This is a genomic window from Embleya hyalina, assembly GCF_003967355.1.
Taxonomy (GTDB): domain Bacteria; phylum Actinomycetota; class Actinomycetes; order Streptomycetales; family Streptomycetaceae; genus Embleya; species Embleya hyalina.
Genome location: NZ_BIFH01000026.1, coordinates 1 through 17,783, shown reverse-complemented (window position 1 = coordinate 17,783; position 17,783 = coordinate 1). Strand labels below are relative to the sequence as shown.

The window sequence follows — 17,783 nt, the reverse complement described above, 5'->3', positions numbered from 1 at the left end:
AGGCCGGGTGGATGGGTCAGTGGCAGGTGACCGGACCGAAGGAGTCGAGTTGGGTGCCGTCGTAGCGGACGAGTTGGCCGGAGTAGGTGCCGTCGGTGAGGGTCAGCTTCAGCACGGCGGGCGAACCGGTCACCCGCTTCTCGCTGTTGGGCTGCGGGGATTCGAAGTCGTAGGGATCGGCGCCGCCGGTGCCGACGAGCAGTTCACGGATTCCGGCGGGGTCGGCCTTGGCCTTGGGGTTCTGCGGCGCGTAGCGCTCGTACAGGTGGTCGTGCCCGTTCAGGATCAGGTCGGCGTGCGCGTCGTAGAGCACCTGCCACGCGGTCTGGCTGACCTTGTCCGCCTGCGGGCCGGAACTGTACAGCGGCTTGTGCCAGTAGGCGGCCACGCAGCCCTGCGTGTTGTTCGCCAGGTCGGCCTTGAGCCACTTGATCTGCGCCGAGGTCGCGGACATGGACTGCTCGGAGTCGAGCGCGACGAAGTGCCAGCCGCCGCGGTTCCAGCTGTACCAGGTGGTGCCGTCGGGGGTGGCGCGGTCGCCGAAGTAGGCCTTGTATCCGGCTTCCGGGGTGCTGTCGTCGTACTCGTGGTTGCCGGGGGAGGGGTGGGTCTTGGCCTTGAACCGGCCCCAGGTGGTGTCGTAGTACTTGCGGTAGTCGGACAGACTGCCGGTGTCGTATTGGTTGTCCCCCAGGGTGATCACCTCGTCCGGGTTGATCGCCTCGACCCGGCGTGCGGTCTGCTGGGCGCCGCACTCCTGGCTCGCGGTGCAGCCCGGGTCGGAGATGTCCCCGGCGGCGGCCACGGTGAAGGACGAACTCCCGGCCTGGGGTGTGCCGATCACCGCCGCGCTGGGTGCGGAGAGGTTGCCGGCCGCGTCCTTGGCGCGGATCGTGTAGGTGTAGGAGACGCCCGTGGTCAGGCCGGTGTCGGTGTAGGTGGTGCCGACGCTCGTGCCGACCGCGACGCCGTCGCGCAGGATGTCGTATCCGGTCACGCCGACGTTGTCGGTGGCGGCGGTCCAGGCCAGCGAGACACCGGTGGGGGTGGTGCCGGTGACCTTGGGCGAGGTGGGCGCGCTCGGCGCGGTGGTGTCGGGGCCGCTCGTGCCGCCGAACACCTCGAACTCCCAGAGGGAGTAGCCGTAGTCGGTGCCGCGGGTGGACGCGTAGACGCGCACGTGGCGGCCGTGGGTGGCCAGGGAACCGACGTCGTCGGTACCGCCGTCGCCGGCCGAGGTGGAGTACACCTTGGTCCAGGACGCGCCGTCGGGCGAGACCTCGATGCGGTAGGCCTTGGCGTAGGCGTCCTCCCAGGTCAGCCGCACCCGGGAGATCGAGACGTCGGAGCCGAGGTCGACGCTCAGCCACTGGGCGCCGGATCCCTCCTTGCTCGCCCAACGGGTGTCGGACTTGCCGTCGACGGCCTTGGCCGCGCCGTAGGAGGAACCTTCCGTCGAGGAGGCGGTGGCGGGTTTGCCGCGCGAGAGCAACACCTCGGCGGCGGAAGCGGTTTCGCCGAACGTGAGCACGGCGGCGAGCAGGGCCAGGACCGCCGCGATCGCGGCGATTCCGCGGGATCGGGAGGGCCTGGGCAGGGCGTGTCGGAAGGCCCGGGAAGGCGGCCTTCGGCGGGTGGGGCGCAGGGGTTGGGGCAGGTGCACGTCGTCCTCCGGTGGTGAGGAGCCGATCGTCGTCGAGCCTGAACCGGGCAGGGTGGTGCGCTCGTTCGGGCCGGAAAACGACCTGGGTGTGCCGTCGTGGGGTGCCGACGGGAGGCTCCGGCCCGACCGTCGGCCCGACGATCCCAAGGTGCCGCGCGCCGCGTCAATACTTGTTAGGAAACTTTACTAACAAGACTTCGGCCGGTCGCGAGCCGGCGACGGATCGTCTGCCCGCGCGCCGGACGCCCGCTACGGGGACGGTGGTTGGTGGACGACCGGCCCCGGGGCGGTGGGAGCGTGGTTGAGGACCAGCAGGCCCAGGACGACGGCCAGGGTGAAGACGGCGACGATCAGGCTCGCCAGGATCAGCCGGCGGCGGCGTTCGCGGCGCTGCCACTCGCCGTGCGCGGCGCGGTACGCGTCGGGAGCCGGGTGCACCTCGCCGGCCAACGTCTCCAGGGCCTCGCGCAGGAGGTGCTCGGTGTCGGGCGAATCGGCCGCGCGGCCGTCGGCGCCGGGGGAGTTGCTCATCGCCGTACCTCCATCGCGTGCGTGAGCGCGGCCAGTCCACGCGCGGTGTGCGTCTTGACCGAACCGACCGAGATGCCCATGGTCGCCGCGATCTCCTTCTCCTTCAGGCACAACCAGTGGCGCAGTACCAATGCCTCGCGCTGGCGGGCGGGCAGGGCGCGCAACGCGCGGATCAGCGCCCGCTGGTCGTCGCGCAGCAGGGCCGAGGTCTCCGCCGAGGCCACCGTGTCGATCCGGTCCTCGACGTGTCGGCGGGCGACCTGGAGGTGGCGTATTCGCATCCGGGTCAGGTTGCAGACCACCGACCGCAGATAGGCCGCGGCGGCGTCGGGGGTGCGCAGTTTCCGGTACTTGCGGTAGATCTCGTAGTAGGCCTCGGCCACGATGTTCTCCGGGTCGTCCGCGCCGAGGAGGGTGGCGAGCCGGAGCATCGAGGGGTAGTGCAGGTCGAACAGGCGCGCCACCTGGACCTCACGATCCGACGCGGCCGGATCCGGGGCCGGTCGGGCCGAAGGGGCCGGTCGGGGCGAGGCGGCGGGCTGCGCCGAAGGGGCGGCCTCCCGCGCCGGGACGGGCGTCGGCGGCGCGGCGTCGGAGGTGTCGCGTCGGATCCGTTTCACGAGCCGTTCGCCCCCTTCTCCGGCGCCCGCCACAGTGCCGAACGCAGGGCCAGGCGCGCGGGCAGCGCCGTGGTGTCCGCGCCGCGCGCCGCGCCGACGCGGTCGTACACCCCGGTCAGGGCCAGGGTGACCGCGAGGTTGAGCGCGAGCGCCCCGAGCCCCGCGTACACCTGCCCGCCGTGACCTCCCACCTCGATGCGCACCAGCGAGACGAAGCCCTCCCGGACCACCGCGACGGTGCCGGCCAGCATGCCGACCGCCCAGCCGACGAGCAGCGCCCGATGATGCAGGCGCCGGGTGAACAGACCGATCACCACGGCCGGGAAGATCTGCAGGATCCATACCCCGCCGAGCAGTTGCAGGTTGATCGCGGCCTGATCGCGCAGCCCGAAGACGAACGCCACCGCGCCCACCTTCGCGGTCAGCGACACCGCCTGGGCCACCCGGGTCTGCCGCTTGGGGGTGGCGGTGGGTTGGAAGTACGCGACGTAGACGTTGCGGGTGAAGGAGGTCGCCGCCGCGATCGACATCACCGCCGCCGGCACCAGCGCGCCCACGATGATCGCGCCGAACACCAGCCCGGCCGGAAAGGCCGGCAGCAACCGGTCCACGAGCAGCGGAACCGCCGCCTCGGCGGCGCCCGGCGGCGCGTCCACCGCCATCGCCAGCGCGGCGATGCCCAACACCCCGAACATCGCGAGCACCGCCGTCCAGGCGGGCAGCACCACGCACACCCGGCGCAGCGTGTGCGGACCGGCGGCGGCGAAACCGGCGGTCAGCACGTGCGGATACAGCAGCAGGGCCAGTGCCGAGCCGAGCGCCAGGGTGGCGAACCCGCCCTGCTGATGCGGACTCAGCACCAACGAGGCATCCCCCGGACCGGATCCGGCCAGCCGCCGATCGGCCGCCTCGAACATCGGCCCGGGACCGCCGAATCGAGCCAGCACGAACCCCACCGCCACCGCCGCGGAGACGAACACGGCCGGCGCCTTCAACGCCGAGATCACCGTCGGCGCGCGCAACCCGTGCCGGTAGGTGGCGATCGCCAACCCGGCGAACAGCGCCACCATCGCCACGTCCCCGGCCGCCCCGCGCGCCTGCAACCCGGCCGCCGCGAGCACCGCGCGGATGCCCAGGACCTGCAGGGCCAGATACGGCATCGTGGCCAGGATCCCGGTCAACGCGACCACCAGGGCCAGCGCCGGCGAGCCGTAGCGGCCCCGGACGAAGTCCGCCACCGTCACATAGCCGTGTCGCCGGGCCACCGCCCACAACCGGGGGAGCAGCACGAAGGCCAGCGGGCACACGATCACCGTGTACGGCAGCGCGAAGAACGCGCTCGCCCCGCGCCCGTAGACCTGGCCCGGCACGGCGGTGAAGGTGTACGCGGTGAAGATCGTGCCGCCGAGCAGGAACCAGGTCCACACCGGACCCAGGCCGCGATCGGCCAGCGCCCACCGTTCCAGCGACGGCAGGTCGTCGTTGCGGTGCAGCCTCGGCGCGGTCACGGCCAGTAGCGACGCGCCGCCGACGACGATCAGGAAGGCCGCGGTCGTGGCCCCGTCGGTCATCCGTCACCGCCCGCCTCGGCGTGTGGGCGCCCTCGCCCACAGGTTGCGCGAGCGTACCGGACCCGGGATCGGCGACCGCGCGCGAATCCGCCGGAAATCGGCTGTCAACCGAATCGCCGGTCCGCGCAACTCTTCCACAGACCGACGATCCGTCGGTCCGCGGCATCGACCACAGGAGGCGACATGACCGGGGAGAACCCCCCGCACGCCGTCGGACGCACCGGCGCGACCCGCCGGATCGCGGCCGGCGCCCTCCTCGCGGCACCGGTCACGGCGCTGCTGTGGGTGCCCTGGTACGCGCGTCGGGAACCGGAGTTCGCCGGTGTCCCGTTCTTCTACTGGTATCAGCTCGCCTGGGTACCCGGCTGCGCGATCGCCATGTTCTGCGCCCACCTGCTGCTCCGCCGCCGCCCCGACCGGGACCACTCCTGACCCGGTCCGGCGTCGCCGTCGGCTCGTTCGCCCGTCCCTCCCCCCACGCTCGAACAAGGAGTACGCGTGTCCGTCACCGAGACCCGCAGCCCTCGCCCGGACGACTCCGACGACCCCGACGACCCCGGCGGCTCTGCGCACAACATCGGGACCATCCTGATCTGGACCGTCGTCGCCCTGATCGGGGCGGCCGGCTGGGGCGTGGTCGCGCTGGCCCGCGGCGAGGAGATCTCGGCCGTCTGGCTGATCTTCGCCGCGGTCGCCTCGTACGCGATCGCCTACCGCTTCTACTCGCGCTTCATCGCCCGCCGGGTCCTGGAGCCCGACGACACCCGCGCCACCCCGGCCGAACGCCTCGACGACGGCGTGGACTACCAACCCACCGACCACCGAGTCCTGTTCGGCCACCACTTCGCCGCGATCGCCGGCGCCGGACCGCTGGTGGGCCCGGTGCTCGCCGCGCAGATGGGCTACCTGCCCGGCACCATCTGGATCGTCGTGGGGGTGATCTTCGCCGGTGCCGTGCAGGACATGGTCGTGCTGTTCCTGTCGATGCGTCGGGACGGGAAGAGCCTGGGCCAGATGGCCCGCGACGAGATCGGCCGGATCGGCGGCGCCGCGGCGCTGATCGCGGTGTTCGTGATCATGATCATCCTGCTCGCGGTGCTCGCCCTGGTCGTGGTCAACGCGCTGGCCGACTCGCCCTGGGGGACCTTCTCGGTCACGCTGACCGTGCCGATCGCGCTGTTCATGGGCGTGTACCTGCGCTACCTGCGCCCGGGTCGGGTCCTGGAGACCAGCGTGATCGGGGTGGCGCTGCTGCTGGCCGCGATCGTCGGCGGCGGCCAGATCGAGGACACCGCGCTCGGCGACGCGTTCACCTGGAGCCCGACCACCCTGGTGTTCTGCCTGATCGGCTACGGCTTCGTCGCCTCGGTGCTGCCGGTGTGGCTGCTGCTCGCCCCGCGCGACTACCTGTCCACGTTCATGAAGGTCGGCACGATCGTGCTGCTCGCGATCGGCGTGCTCGTGGCCGCGCCGAACATGAGGACGGACGCCGTCAGTTCGTTCGCCGGCTCCGGCTCCGGGCCGGTATTCGCCGGGACGATGTTCCCGTTCCTGTTCATCACCATCGCTTGCGGCGCGCTCTCCGGATTCCACGCGCTGGTCGCCTCCGGCACCACGCCGAAGCTGATCCGCAAGGAGTCGCAGGTCCGGATGATCGGCTACGGCGCCATGCTGATGGAGTCGTTCGTCGCGGTCATGGCGCTGATCGCCGCGTGTGTGATCGATCCGGGCCTGTACTACGCGATGAACGCCCCGGCCGGCGTGCTGGGCGCCACCGCGGAGAGCGCGTCGCACGCGGTCGCCGGTCTCGGCTTCACGATCACCCCCGACGACCTGCGCGCGGCGGCCCACGCGGTCGAGGAGAAGACCCTGATCGCCCGCTCCGGCGGGGCGCCCACGCTCGCCGTCGGGATGTCGGAGATCTTCGCCGACGTGTTCGGCGGCTCGGGGATGAAGGCGTTCTGGTACCACTTCGCGATCATGTTCGAGGCGTTGTTCATCCTGACCACGGTGGACGCCGGCACCCGGGTCGGCCGGTTCATGCTCCAGGACATGCTCGGCAACGTCTGGAAGCCGATCGGTCGGGTCGACTGGAAGCCCGGCATCTGGATCACCAGCGCCGCGGTGGTCGGCCTGTGGGGCTACTTCCTCTACGCCGGCGCCACCGATCCGCTCGGCGGGATCAACCAGCTCTTCCCGCTCTTCGGCATCGCCAACCAACTGCTCGCGGCCGTCGCGCTCACCGTCGCCACCACGGTGCTGGTCAAGTCCGGCAAGCTGCGCTGGGCCTGGGTCACCGGCATTCCGCTGGCCTGGGACGTCGCGGTGACGTACACCGCCGGCCTGGAGAAGATCTTCTCCGACGACCCCCGCATCGGCTTCTTCGCGCAACGCGACCGCTACGCCGACGCGATCGACGCGGGCAAGGTGCTCGGCCCGGCCAAGAACATGGACGACATGCACACGGTGGTGCTGAACTCCACCGTCGACGGCGTGCTCATCGCGATCTTCCTGGTGCTGATCGCCCTGGTGATCGCCAACGCGGCCGTGGTGTGCGTGCGGGCGATCCGCGCCGGGGGATCGTTGCCCACCACCGAGACGCCGTGGGTCGAGTCCACCCTGGACCTCGCGCCGGCCGGCGCGGCCGGGGGCCGGGCACTCGCCGGCGCCGGGGCCGGCGACGCGGCGGCACGCCCGTGACGCGGCGGGCACGGGGTCTTCGGCACGCGCCCGGGCGGGTGTTCGGGTGGGTGCGGTGGTACCTGCGGGAGATCTCCGGCGACGCGGACTACGAGCGACACTGCCGGCGACACCTGCGGGAGCATCCGGACCGACCGGCCCCGACCCGAAGGGAGTACGAGTCCTGGCGGACCCGGCGACGGGAGGAGCGGCCGCAGACGCGCTGCTGCTGAGGCGCCGGCGGTGAGAGGGCGGTGTCGACACGCGTCGACACCGCCCTCTCGTGCGCTCGAATGAACTCCGGCGAGAAAAAATAGTCCGAATCGATGCGCTCCCGTGCTGTTGCATATGTGACCGATATGTAAGCGACATGTGAACGTTCGTCGCGAGCAAATACGTTCGACTCCCTCGACGGGTCGTCGAGACCCCACGCGCGCGGGCGTGTGAGCCGGGTGCGCGGCCCGTCGGATCAAGGGTCCTCGCGCGTCGACGACGCAGGTCGGGGACGGGCGTGCGCGGGGCGTTCGCGCCCTACACCAAGTGACCCGAACGGTTCAACCGGGTGGTCGAAAGCGCCCGGACCGGGCCTGAATTCGCCCCTTGCGTGCGATCGACCCGGTACTCCAATGTGTTGATCTGTGTTCGCCCGTGTACTCAACGTATGCAGTTCATGGAGCGCGGAATGACTGTGTTCAGCACCGATGCCCATCCCGCTCACCCCGCGCCGGAAGACGCGGTGGCCATCGTCGGGTTGGCCTGCCGGCTCCCCGGCGCCGACGGCCCCGACGAGTTCTGGGACCTGCTGAGCAGCGGACGCGACACGATCACAGAGGTGCCCCGCCACCGCCGGGACGCGAGAGCGACGGACGACGCGAGCCGCGCGGCCGGCGGATCCGCCCACCCAGTCGCGGACCGACCGCGAAGAGGCGGATTCCTGGACGCGGTGGACCGGTTCGACGCCGCCTTCTTCGGCATCACCCCGGGCGAGGCGGGCCTGATCGACCCGCAACAGCGCCTGATGCTCGAACTGTGCTGGGAGGCGCTGGAACACGCGGGCATCCCGCCGACCCGGATCCGGGGCAGCGCCACCGGGGTGTTCGCCGCCGCGATCTGGGACGACTACGCCACCCTGCTGCGCCGCGCCGGCGTCGAACCCGGCCCCCGACATGCCACCGGCCTGCACCGCAGCATGATCGCCAACCGGGTCTCGTACACCCTCGGTCTGCGCGGCCCCAGCATGACGGTGGACGCCGCCCAGTCCTCGTCCCTGGTCGCGGTACACCTGGCCGGCGAGAGCCTGCGCCGCGGCGAGTCGACCCTGGCCCTGGTCGGCGGGGTCAACCTGGACCTGGTTCCCGACCGCGACGGCGACGCGGCCAAGTTCGGCGGACTCTCCCCGCAGGGCCGCTGCTTCACCTTCGACGCCCGGGCCGACGGCTACGTGCGCGGCGAGGGCGGTGCGGTGGTGGTGCTCAAGCCGCTGTCCCGGGCGCTGGCCGACGGCGACGTCGTGCACGGCGTGATCCGGGGCAGCGCGATGAACAACGACGGGGGCGGCGAGGCGCTGACCGCGCCCGACCCCCGGGCCCAGGCGGAGGTGATCCGGCTGGCCCGACGGCGGGCCGGGGTCGCCGCGTCCGCCGTCCAGTACGTCGAACTGCACGGCACCGGCACCCCCGTCGGCGACCCGATCGAGGCCGCCGCACTCGGTGCGGCGCTCGGCACCGAACGGGCGAACCGGCCGCCGCTGGCCGTCGGTTCGGTGAAGACCAACGTCGGGCACCTGGAGGGCGCGGCCGGCATCGTCGGCCTGCTCAAGACGGTGTTGGCGATCCGACACCGGCGGCTCCCGGCCAGCCTGAACTTCGCCGAACCCCATCCGCGGATCCCGCTGGACGAACTGGGCCTGCGGGTGCAGACGGCGGAGGGCGAGTGGCCCTGCCCGGACCAAACCCTGATCGCCGGGGTGAGTTCGTTCGGGATGGGTGGGACCAATTGCCATGTGGTGCTTTCGGAGGCGGAGCCCGCAGGCGTCTCGGTGCCCTCGGCCGGGGTGGAGCCGGTCGGGGAGCCCGCGACCGGCTCGGCGCCCTCGGGCCCGGTCGCCGTGCCGATCTCCGGCGTCGACGCGAACGGGCTTCGGGCCCAGGCCGCGCGGTGGCACGATCACGTGCGCGAACATCCCGACGTGGCACCGGCCGACCTCGGTTACTCGGCGGCCACCACCCGGAACGCGTTCGCCGCCCGCGCGGTCGTACTCGCCCACGACCGCGCCGAACTCCTCGGCGGGCTCGACGCGTTGCGCGGAACCGGCGTGGATCCACACCTGGTCCGCGCCGAGGCGCAACCCGGCCGGACCGCCTTCCTGTTCACCGGCCAGGGCAGCCAATACCCGGGCATGGCTCGGGAGTTGTCCGCCCGCCATGCCGTCTTCGCGGCATCCCTCGACGCCGTCTGCGCCCACCTGGACCCGCACCTGCCCCGTCCGCTGCGCGAGGTGTTGTTCGCGTCGCCCGACGGTCCGGACGCGGCGCTCGTGCACCGCACCGAGTACACCCAACCCGCGCTGTTCGCCGTCGAGGTCGCGCTGTACCGGCTGTTCGAGCACTGGGGGGTGACCCCGGACCTGCTGCTCGGCCACTCGATCGGCGAGCTGTGCGCCGCGCATGTGGCCGGCGTCTGGTCCCTGCCCGACGCGTGTGCGCTGGTCGCGGCCCGGGGGCGGCTGATGCAGGCACTGCCGGACGGCGGGGCGATGGTGTCGCTGCGGGTCGCCGAGGACGACGTGCTCGCCTCGCTCGAACCGGTCCGCGACCGGGTCTCGATCGCGGCCGTCAACGGGCCGCTGGCCACGGTGATCTCCGGCGACCGGGACGCGGTCCTGGACGTCGCGGCCGGTTGGCGGGCACAGGGCCACAAGACCACCCGACTGCGGGTCGGGCACGCCTTCCACTCACCGCGCATGGACGCCATGACGGACGCCTTCGCCGAGGTGGCGGCCGAACTGACCGCTCAGGCGCCCACCCTGCCCGTCGTATCGAACCTGACCGGCCTGCCGCTGACCGCCGAACAGGCCTGCTCCCCGGACTACTGGGTCCGCCACGTGCGGCACACCGTGCGCTTCCACGACGGGGTGCGCCGGCTGCGGGCGCAAGGCGCGACGGTACTGCTCGAACTCGGCCCGGACGGCAGCCTGTCGGCGGCGGCCCGGACCTGCCTGGTCGACGGCGAGCGGGACACCGTGGCCACGATTGCGACACTGCGCCGCAACCGCCCCGAGGCGGACGCGTTGACCACGGCGGTGGCCCGCCTGTACGCGAACGGCGTGGACCCGGACTGGGAGCGGGTGTTCGAGGGGCGTGGGGCACGCCGGGTCGCACTGCCCACGTACGCCTTCCGACGCGCACGCCACTGGCCGGGCGCCCCGACGGAGGCCGCCGACACCGCCGCGCCGGACGAATCGCCCGCCGGGGCACCGACGTCGGTCGAGCGACTGGCCGGACTGTCCGCGGCCGAACAACATCGGATCCTGCTCGACCTGATCCGCGCACACGCGACCGCGGTCCTGGGCCCCGGCGCGAGCACGACCGTCGAACCCGACCGCACCTACCGCGAATCGGGCCTGGACTCGCTCGCCACCGTCGAACTGATCACCCGGCTGGCCCGGGACACCGGCCTCGACCTGCCCCCGACCACGGTCTTCGACCACCCCACACCCGCCGCGCTCGCCCACCACCTGCGCACCCGGGCGCTCGACCCGCCCGCGCCGACCGGCCCCCGGCCGACGCCCGGGCCGACCGGTGCCGACGAACCGATCGCCATCGTGGCGATGGGCTGCCGGCTGCCCGGCGCGGTGCGCACCCCCGAGGACCTGTGGCACCTGGTCACGAACGGCGTGGACGCGATCACCGCCTTCCCCACCGACCGCGGCTGGGACCTGGATCGGCTCCACCACGACGACCCGGACCGGCCGGGCACCAGCTATGTACGGTCCGGCGGATTCCTGGACCGCGCGGGCGACTTCGACGCGGAGTTCTTCGGGATCGGCCCGCGTGAGGCGCTGGCCATGGACCCGCAGCAGCGGCTGCTCCTGGAGACCTCCTGGGAGGCGATCGAACGCGCGGGACTCGACCCGACCGCGCTGCGCGGCGAGCGGGTGGGGGTGTTCGTCGGCGCCACCGCGCAGGAGTACGGCCCGCGCATGCACGAAGCCGGCGACGCCCACGCCGGATTCCTGCTGACCGGCACCACGCCGAGTGTCGCCTCCGGGCGGATCGCCTACACGCTCGGCCTGTCGGGCCCGGCGCTGACCGTCGACACCGCCTGCTCGTCCTCGCTGGTCGCGGTGCACCTGGCCGCCCGTTCGCTGGTGAGCGGGGAGTGTGCGCTGGCCCTGGCGGGCGGCGCCACCGTGATGGCCGGCCCCGGCATGTTCGTCGAGTTCGCCCGGCAGCGCGGCCTGGCCCCCGACGGTCGTTGCAAGCCGTTCTCGGCGGACGCCGACGGCACCGCCTGGGCCGAGGGCGTGGGCGTGCTCCTGCTGGAACGCCTGTCCGACGCGCGCCGCAACGGCCATCCCGTACTCGCCGTGCTCCGCGGCTCGGCGATCAACCAGGACGGGGCCAGCAACGGGCTCAGCGCGCCCAACGGGGCCGCCCAGCAACGGGTGATCCGGGACGCGCTGGCCGCCGCCGGACTCGGTCCGGACGACGTCGACCTGGTCGAGGCGCACGGCACCGGGACACCGCTGGGCGACCCGATCGAGGCGCAGGCGCTGCTTGCCACGTACGGCCGGGAGCGGGCCGCCGATCGGCCGCTGCTGCTCGGCTCGGTGAAATCCAACATCGGCCACACCCAGGCCGCGGCGGGTGTGGCCGGACTGATCAAGACCGTGCTGGCCCTGCGGCACGGCGCGGTGCCCGGGACGCTGCACCTGCGCGAACCGTCGCCGCACGTGCGGTGGGCGGACGGGGCGATCACGCTGCCGACGACGACCACGGACTGGCCGGCGTACGACCGACCGCGCCGGGCGGCGGTGTCGTCGTTCGGGATCAGCGGGACGAACGCGCATGTGATCGTGGAGGAGGCGGATGCCGGCGAGGAGGCACCGGGGCTTGCCGGCGAGCCCGGGGCCGACGGTGTCGCCGACCCCGTGCCGCTGGTGGTTTCCGCGCGGAGCGAGGCCGCGCTGCGGGCGCAGGGGGAACGGCTCGCGGTGCTGCTGCGGGGGGCGGACGCTCCGGCCCTGGCCGATGTCGGGTATTCGCTGCTCCGGGGTCGGGCCGGGTTCGAGCACACCGCCGTGGTGCCCGCACGCACCCACGCCGAGGCGCTGCACGGGTTGGCCGCGCTCGCCGCCGGTCGACCCGCCGACCGGCTGATCCGCGGCGGCGCGGCGGCCCGGGGCGCAACCGTGTTCGTCTTTCCCGGACAGGGCACCCAGTGGTCCGGGATGGCGTTGGAACTCCTGGACACCTGCGAGCCGTTCGCCGCCTCCATGCGGGCCTGCGCCGACGCGCTGGACCCGTACGTCGACCGGTCGCCGCTCGACGTGCTCCGCGAACCCGGGACCCCGGCGTTGACGCGCGTCGACGTCGTACAACCGGCGCTGTTCGCGGTGATGGTCTCGCTGGCCGCGCTGTGGCGTTCGATCGGCATCGAACCGCAGGCCGTGGTCGGCCACTCGCAGGGCGAGATCGCCGCCGCGTACGTCGCGGGCGCCCTGTCCCTGGCGGACGCCGCCAAGGTGGTCGCGCTGCGCAGCCGGGCGCTGGTCGCGGCCGCCGGCAGCGGCGGGATGGCCTCGGTGCCGCTGCCCGCCGACCGGGTCGCCGCGCTGCTCGAACCCTGGGCCGGCCGGCTCGGCGTGGCCGCCGTCAACGGGCCCACCGCCACCGTGGTCGGCGGCGACACCGAGGCACTGGACGCGTTCCTGGGCCGTTGCGCGGCGGACGACCTGCGGGCCCGGCGGATCCCGGTCGACTACGCGTCGCACTCCGCGCACATGGAGGGGATCCGTGATCGGCTCCTGACCGACCTGGCCGAGGTGCGGCCGCGAGCCGCGTCCACGCCCTTCTATTCCACCGTGACCGGCGCTCGCCTGGCCGACACGAGCGGCCTCGACGCCGACTACTGGTATCGCAATCTGCGCCGAACGGTGCGGTACGAGGCGGCCGTTCGGGCGTTGAGCGAGGACGGTCACCGGCTGTTCGTGGAGGTCGGCCCGCACCCCGTGCTCACGCTCGGCACCCAGGAAACGTTGGACGCGTGCGGCGGCGGCACCACGATCGGCACGCTGAGCCGCGACCACGGCGACCGGGGCCGCTTCCTCGTCTCGGTGGCGGAGGCCGTCGCGCACGGCGCCCGGCCCGACCCCGAGGCGTTGTTCGACCCGGCCGGTACCGGGGTGCGGGCGGTCGCCCTGCCCACCTACGCGTTCCGACACCGCCGCTATTGGTTGACCCCGCGTGAGTCGACTCCCGACGGTACGGCCGATCTCGGCCTGACACCGATCGCCCACCCGCTGCTCGGCGCGCTCGGTGTCGAGCCCGACGGCACGGTGATCGCGACCGGTCGGATCTCGCTGCGGGATCTGCCCTGGCTGGCGGACCACGCGGTCGTGGACACGGTGGTGCTGCCGGGGACCGCGTTCCTCGAACTCGCCCTGTGGGCCGGGGAATCGGCCGGGGTGCCGCAGGTCGAGGAACTGACCCTGGAGACCCCGCTGCCGTTGCCGGAGACCGGCGATGTGCACCTGCGGGTTGCCGTCGCCCCGGCGGACGAGGCGGGCCGGCGGATGGTCACCATCCACTCCCGGCGCGCGGGTGGCGGCGCTGCCGATGCGGAGCGGGAGCCGTGGGTTCGGCACGCGGGCGGGGTGCTCGGTGACGCGGCGCGGGAGGTCGACGGTGGCGGGCTCACCGAGTGGCCGCCACCCGGTGCCGATGTGCTCGATCTCGCCGACGCCTATCCCGTGCTGGCCGGGCTGGGCTACGGCTACGGGCCGGCCTTTCGGGGACTGCGTGAGGCCTGGCGCGGCGCGGCCGGCGAATTGTTCGCCGAGGTGCGGCTGCCGGACGCACTTCGGGAACCCGACGTGGAAGGCGCCGAGTTCGGTATTCATCCCGCGCTGCTGGACGCCGCGCTGCATCCGCTGCTCCCGTCGCGGGACGCGCCGACGGGTGCGCCGCGTATCCCGTTCTCGTTGGCGGACGTACGCCTGTATGCCACCGGAGCCGACGTGCTTCGGGTCCGGTTGCGCCCGACGGGCGACGGGGCCACGGAGCTCACGGTTGCCGACGGCACCGGTGCGCCGGTCCTGTCCATCGGCGCGCTCGCCCTGCGTGAACTGCCCGCGCACGGGTCGGTCGCGGCGGATCCCGGGCCGTACGACGCGATGTTCGACCTGCGCTGGATCGTGGGCCCGACCCCGGCGCAGCCGCCGGGTCTTCGGCACGCGTTCATCGGGGACGACCTCGGCGTGGGCGGCGGCGAGGTGTATCCGAGCCTCGCGGACCTCGACGCGCGACTGCTCGCGACGGGGGAACCCACGCCCGACGTGGTGTTCGCCGCCGTACCGACGGGGGCGGACGACGACGTCCCGGGCGCCGCGCACGACAGCGCACGTTGGGCGTTGGACCTGGTCGGGGGCCGGCTCGCCGGTGAGCGGTCGAGTGCGGCCCGGCTGGTCGTGGTCACCCGTGGTGCGGTCGCCGCTCGGTCCGGGGACGTGCTGCCCGGGCTGTCCGCGGCTCCCGTGTGGGGGCTGTTGCGGACCGCGCAGTCCGAACACCCCGATCGTTTCGTGCTGATCGACCTGGACGACGCGGTGCGCTCCGCTTCCGCGCTGCTCGGCGCGGCCGTCGCGGGTGAACCTCAACTCGCCCTGCGGGACGGGGCGGTTCACCTACCCCGCATGGTTCCCGCCGAGCGGGTCGACCCGACGGACCCGGTCGAGTCGCCGGCTGCCCGACGCCGACCCGATCCGAACGGGACCGCGCTGATCACCGGTGGCACCGGCACCCTGGGGGCGCTGGTCGCCCGCCGACTGGTCGCCGAACACGGCGTCCGGCACCTGCTCCTGCTCGGACGTACGGGTCGGGAGGCGGCCGGGGCCGAGGAGTCGATCGCCGAACTCACCGCGCTCGGCGCCCGGGTGACCGTGGCCGCGTGCGATGTCGCCGACCGGGCCGCGCTGCGCCGGGTGATCGAGGACATCCCCGCCGAGCACCCGCCGACGATCGTCGTACACGCCGCCGGTGTGCTCGACGACGCGACGCTGCAGTCGTTGACCCCGGATCGGCTCGACGCGGTGCTGCGCCCCAAGGTGGACGCGGCCTGGCATCTGCACGAGCTGACCCGAGCGGCGAACCCCGCGGCGTTCGTGCTGTTCTCGTCCGTCACCGCGATCACGGGCAATGCCGGGCAGGGCGCGTACACGGCGGCCAATACCTTCCTGGACGCCCTCGCCGAACACCGCCGCGCCGCCGGGCTGCCCGCCAACGCGCTGGCCTGGGGGTTGTGGGCCGAGGGCAGCGGGATGACCCGCCACCTCGACCACACCGACCGGGCCCGGATGTCCCGGGGCGGGATCGCGGCGCTGCCCACCGAGACCGGACTCGCCCTGTTCGACGCCGCGTTGCACCGGGACCGGCCGTACACGATCCCGGCCCGCCTGGACCGCAACGCGCTGCGGGCCCTGGCCGCGAGCGGCGCGCTGCCCCCCGTACTGCGCGGCCTCGTTCGAGTCCCGCCGCCGCGTGCCGCCGCCTCCGGCGACCGGACGGACACGTCGTCGTGGAACCGGCGGATCCGGGAACTCCCGGCCGAGCAGCGCGAACGGGCGATCACCGACCTGGTGCGCGGGCAACTCGCCGCCGTCCTCGGACACGACACACCCGAACGACTCGACCTCGACCGCGCCTTCCGCGAACTGGGCGTCGACTCGCTGACCGCCCTCGAACTGCGCAACCGGATCAACACGTTCACCGGCCTGCGGCTGCCCGCGACCGCGGTCTTCGACCACCCCAGCGGAACGGCCCTGGTCGCTCGGATGACGCGCGAGGTGGTCGGCGCCGCGCCGAGCGAGCCGATCACGCCCGCAGCCGGACCGACCACGACGGTCGACGAGCCGATCGCGGTCGTCGGCATCGGCTGCCGGTATCCGGGCGGCGTGGCCGGTCCCGAGGACCTGTGGCGACTGGTCGCGGCCGGCACGGACGCGGTCGGCGACTTCCCCGGGGATCGTGGCTGGGACCTGGCGAACCTGTACGACCCCGACCCGGACAAGGTCGGCAAGATCTACACCCGGCGGGGCGGATTCCTCTACGAGTCGGGCGAGTTCGACGCCGAGTTCTTCGGCATCTCGCCGCGTGAGGCGGCGGCCATGGACCCGCAGCAGCGGCTGCTTCTGGAGACCGCGTGGGAGGCGTTCGAGCACGCGGGCCTGGATCCGAGGACACTGCGCGGGAGCAACACGGGTGTCTTCGCCGGGGTGATGTACAACGACTACGCCTCGCGGCTGCATCGCGCTCCCGACGGGTTCGAGGGCATGCTCCTGGCCGGGAACGTGGGCAGCGTGGTGACCGGCAGGGTGTCCTACGCGCTGGGCCTGGAGGGGCCGGCGGTCAGCGTGGACACCGCCTGCTCGTCGTCCCTGGTGGCACTGCACCTGGCGGCGAACGCGCTGCGGTCGGGCGAGTGCGATCTGGCCCTGGCCGGTGGGGTGACGGTGATGTCCACCCCGAACGTCTTCGTCGAGTTCTCCCGACAGCGCGGCCTGTCGGCGGACGGCCGGTGCCGGTCGTTCGCGGCGGGCGCGGACGGTACGGGATGGGGCGAGGGCGTCGGACTGCTGGTGGTGGAACGGCTGTCCGACGCGCGGCGCAACGGGCATCCCGTGCTGGCGCTCCTGCGCGGCTCGGCGATCAACCAGGACGGCGCGTCGAACGGGCTGACCGCGCCGAACGGACCGTCCCAGGAGCGGGTGATCCGGGCGGCGCTGGCCGGTGCCGGGTTGTCGGCGGCGGACGTGGACGCGGTGGAGGCGCACGGGACCGGGACGACGCTGGGCGACCCGATCGAGGCACAGGCGCTGTTGGCCACGTACGGACAGGACCGGCCCGCGGATCGGCCGTTGTGGCTGGGCTCGATCAAGTCCAACATCGGACACACGCAGGCCGCGGCCGGGGTGGCCGGCCTGATCAAGATGATCATGGCGATGCGGCACGGCGTACTGCCCGAGACGCTGCACGTCGACGCGCCGTCGCCGCACGTGGACTGGTCGACCGGACACGTCGAACTGTTGGCCGAGCGTCGACCGTGGCCCGAGGCCGGCCGGGCGCGTCGGGCCGCCGTGTCGTCGTTCGGGATCAGCGGGACGAACGCGCACGTGATCGTCGAACAGGCGCCGGCGATCGAACGGGTGGCGTCCCCGGCCGCGCCGGTGGGCGTGGCGGGCCTGGTGCCGTGGGTGTTGTCGGCCAGGACCGACGAGGGGCTGCGGGCGCAGGCGGCGCGGCTGCGGGAGTGGTCGACGCGGCATCCGGACGCGGATCCGGTCGACGTGGGGTGGTCGCTGGTTCGGGAGCGGTCGGTCTTCGATCGGCGGGCGGTGGTCCGTGGTCGCGATGCGGGTGAACTCGCGGCCGGCCTCACCGAGTTGGCTTCCTCGGGTGGTACCGCCGACGGTCGGCCGATGTTCTCGGGCCCCGGGCCGGT

8 protein-coding genes are annotated in these 17,783 nt (G+C 73.1%); 4 read left to right on the top strand and 4 right to left on the bottom strand.

Annotated features, from left to right (window positions below):
- Positions 1 to 16: 16 nt before the first annotated feature.
- From EMA17_RS27740 to EMA17_RS27725, 4 genes are all read right to left on the bottom strand, one after another.
- Positions 17 to 1,663 carry a discoidin domain-containing protein gene (locus EMA17_RS27740; protein WP_126639869.1) on the bottom strand — a complete coding sequence of 549 codons (1,647 nt, stop codon included), beginning with the start codon at positions 1,661 to 1,663 and terminating at the stop codon, positions 17 to 19.
- A gap of 249 nt (positions 1,664 to 1,912) precedes the next feature.
- Complete coding sequence (locus tag EMA17_RS27735; RefSeq protein WP_126639868.1) at positions 1,913 to 2,194, bottom strand: hypothetical protein; 282 nt, start codon at positions 2,192 to 2,194, stop codon at positions 1,913 to 1,915.
- Positions 2,191 to 2,814: a sigma-70 family RNA polymerase sigma factor gene (locus EMA17_RS27730; protein ID WP_371863047.1), complete on the bottom strand. Its 624-nt coding sequence runs from the start codon at positions 2,812 to 2,814 to the stop codon at positions 2,191 to 2,193. Before EMA17_RS27730 ends, EMA17_RS27735 begins: the two co-directional genes overlap by 4 nt.
- Entirely contained in the window at positions 2,811 to 4,385 is a 1,575-nt protein-coding gene (locus EMA17_RS27725; RefSeq protein ID WP_126639867.1) for a sodium:solute symporter family protein, read from the bottom strand. The genes EMA17_RS27730 and EMA17_RS27725 overlap by 4 nt, the downstream gene beginning before the upstream one ends.
- 183 nt (positions 4,386 to 4,568) lie before the next feature.
- Here EMA17_RS27725 and EMA17_RS27720 point away from each other — a divergent pair, with 183 nt between their 5' ends.
- From EMA17_RS27720 to EMA17_RS27705, 4 genes are all read left to right on the top strand, one after another.
- On the top strand, positions 4,569 to 4,817 hold the full coding sequence (locus EMA17_RS27720; RefSeq protein WP_126639866.1) for a DUF3311 domain-containing protein: 249 nt from the start codon (positions 4,569 to 4,571) through the stop codon (positions 4,815 to 4,817).
- Positions 4,818 to 4,961: 144 nt separating this feature from the next.
- Positions 4,962 to 7,085: a carbon starvation CstA family protein gene (locus EMA17_RS27715; RefSeq protein WP_174861442.1), complete on the top strand. Its 2,124-nt coding sequence runs from the start codon at positions 4,962 to 4,964 to the stop codon at positions 7,083 to 7,085.
- Positions 6,989 to 7,297 carry a CstA-like transporter-associated (seleno)protein gene (locus EMA17_RS55790; RefSeq protein WP_307721565.1) on the top strand — a complete coding sequence of 103 codons (309 nt, stop codon included), beginning with the start codon at positions 6,989 to 6,991 and terminating at the stop codon, positions 7,295 to 7,297. Before EMA17_RS27715 ends, EMA17_RS55790 begins: the two co-directional genes overlap by 97 nt.
- Positions 7,298 to 7,746: 449 nt before the next feature.
- Positions 7,747 to 17,783, top strand: a 10,037-nt coding sequence (locus EMA17_RS27705; RefSeq protein WP_160161586.1) for a type I polyketide synthase, incomplete at its 3' end; no start/stop codon positions are given.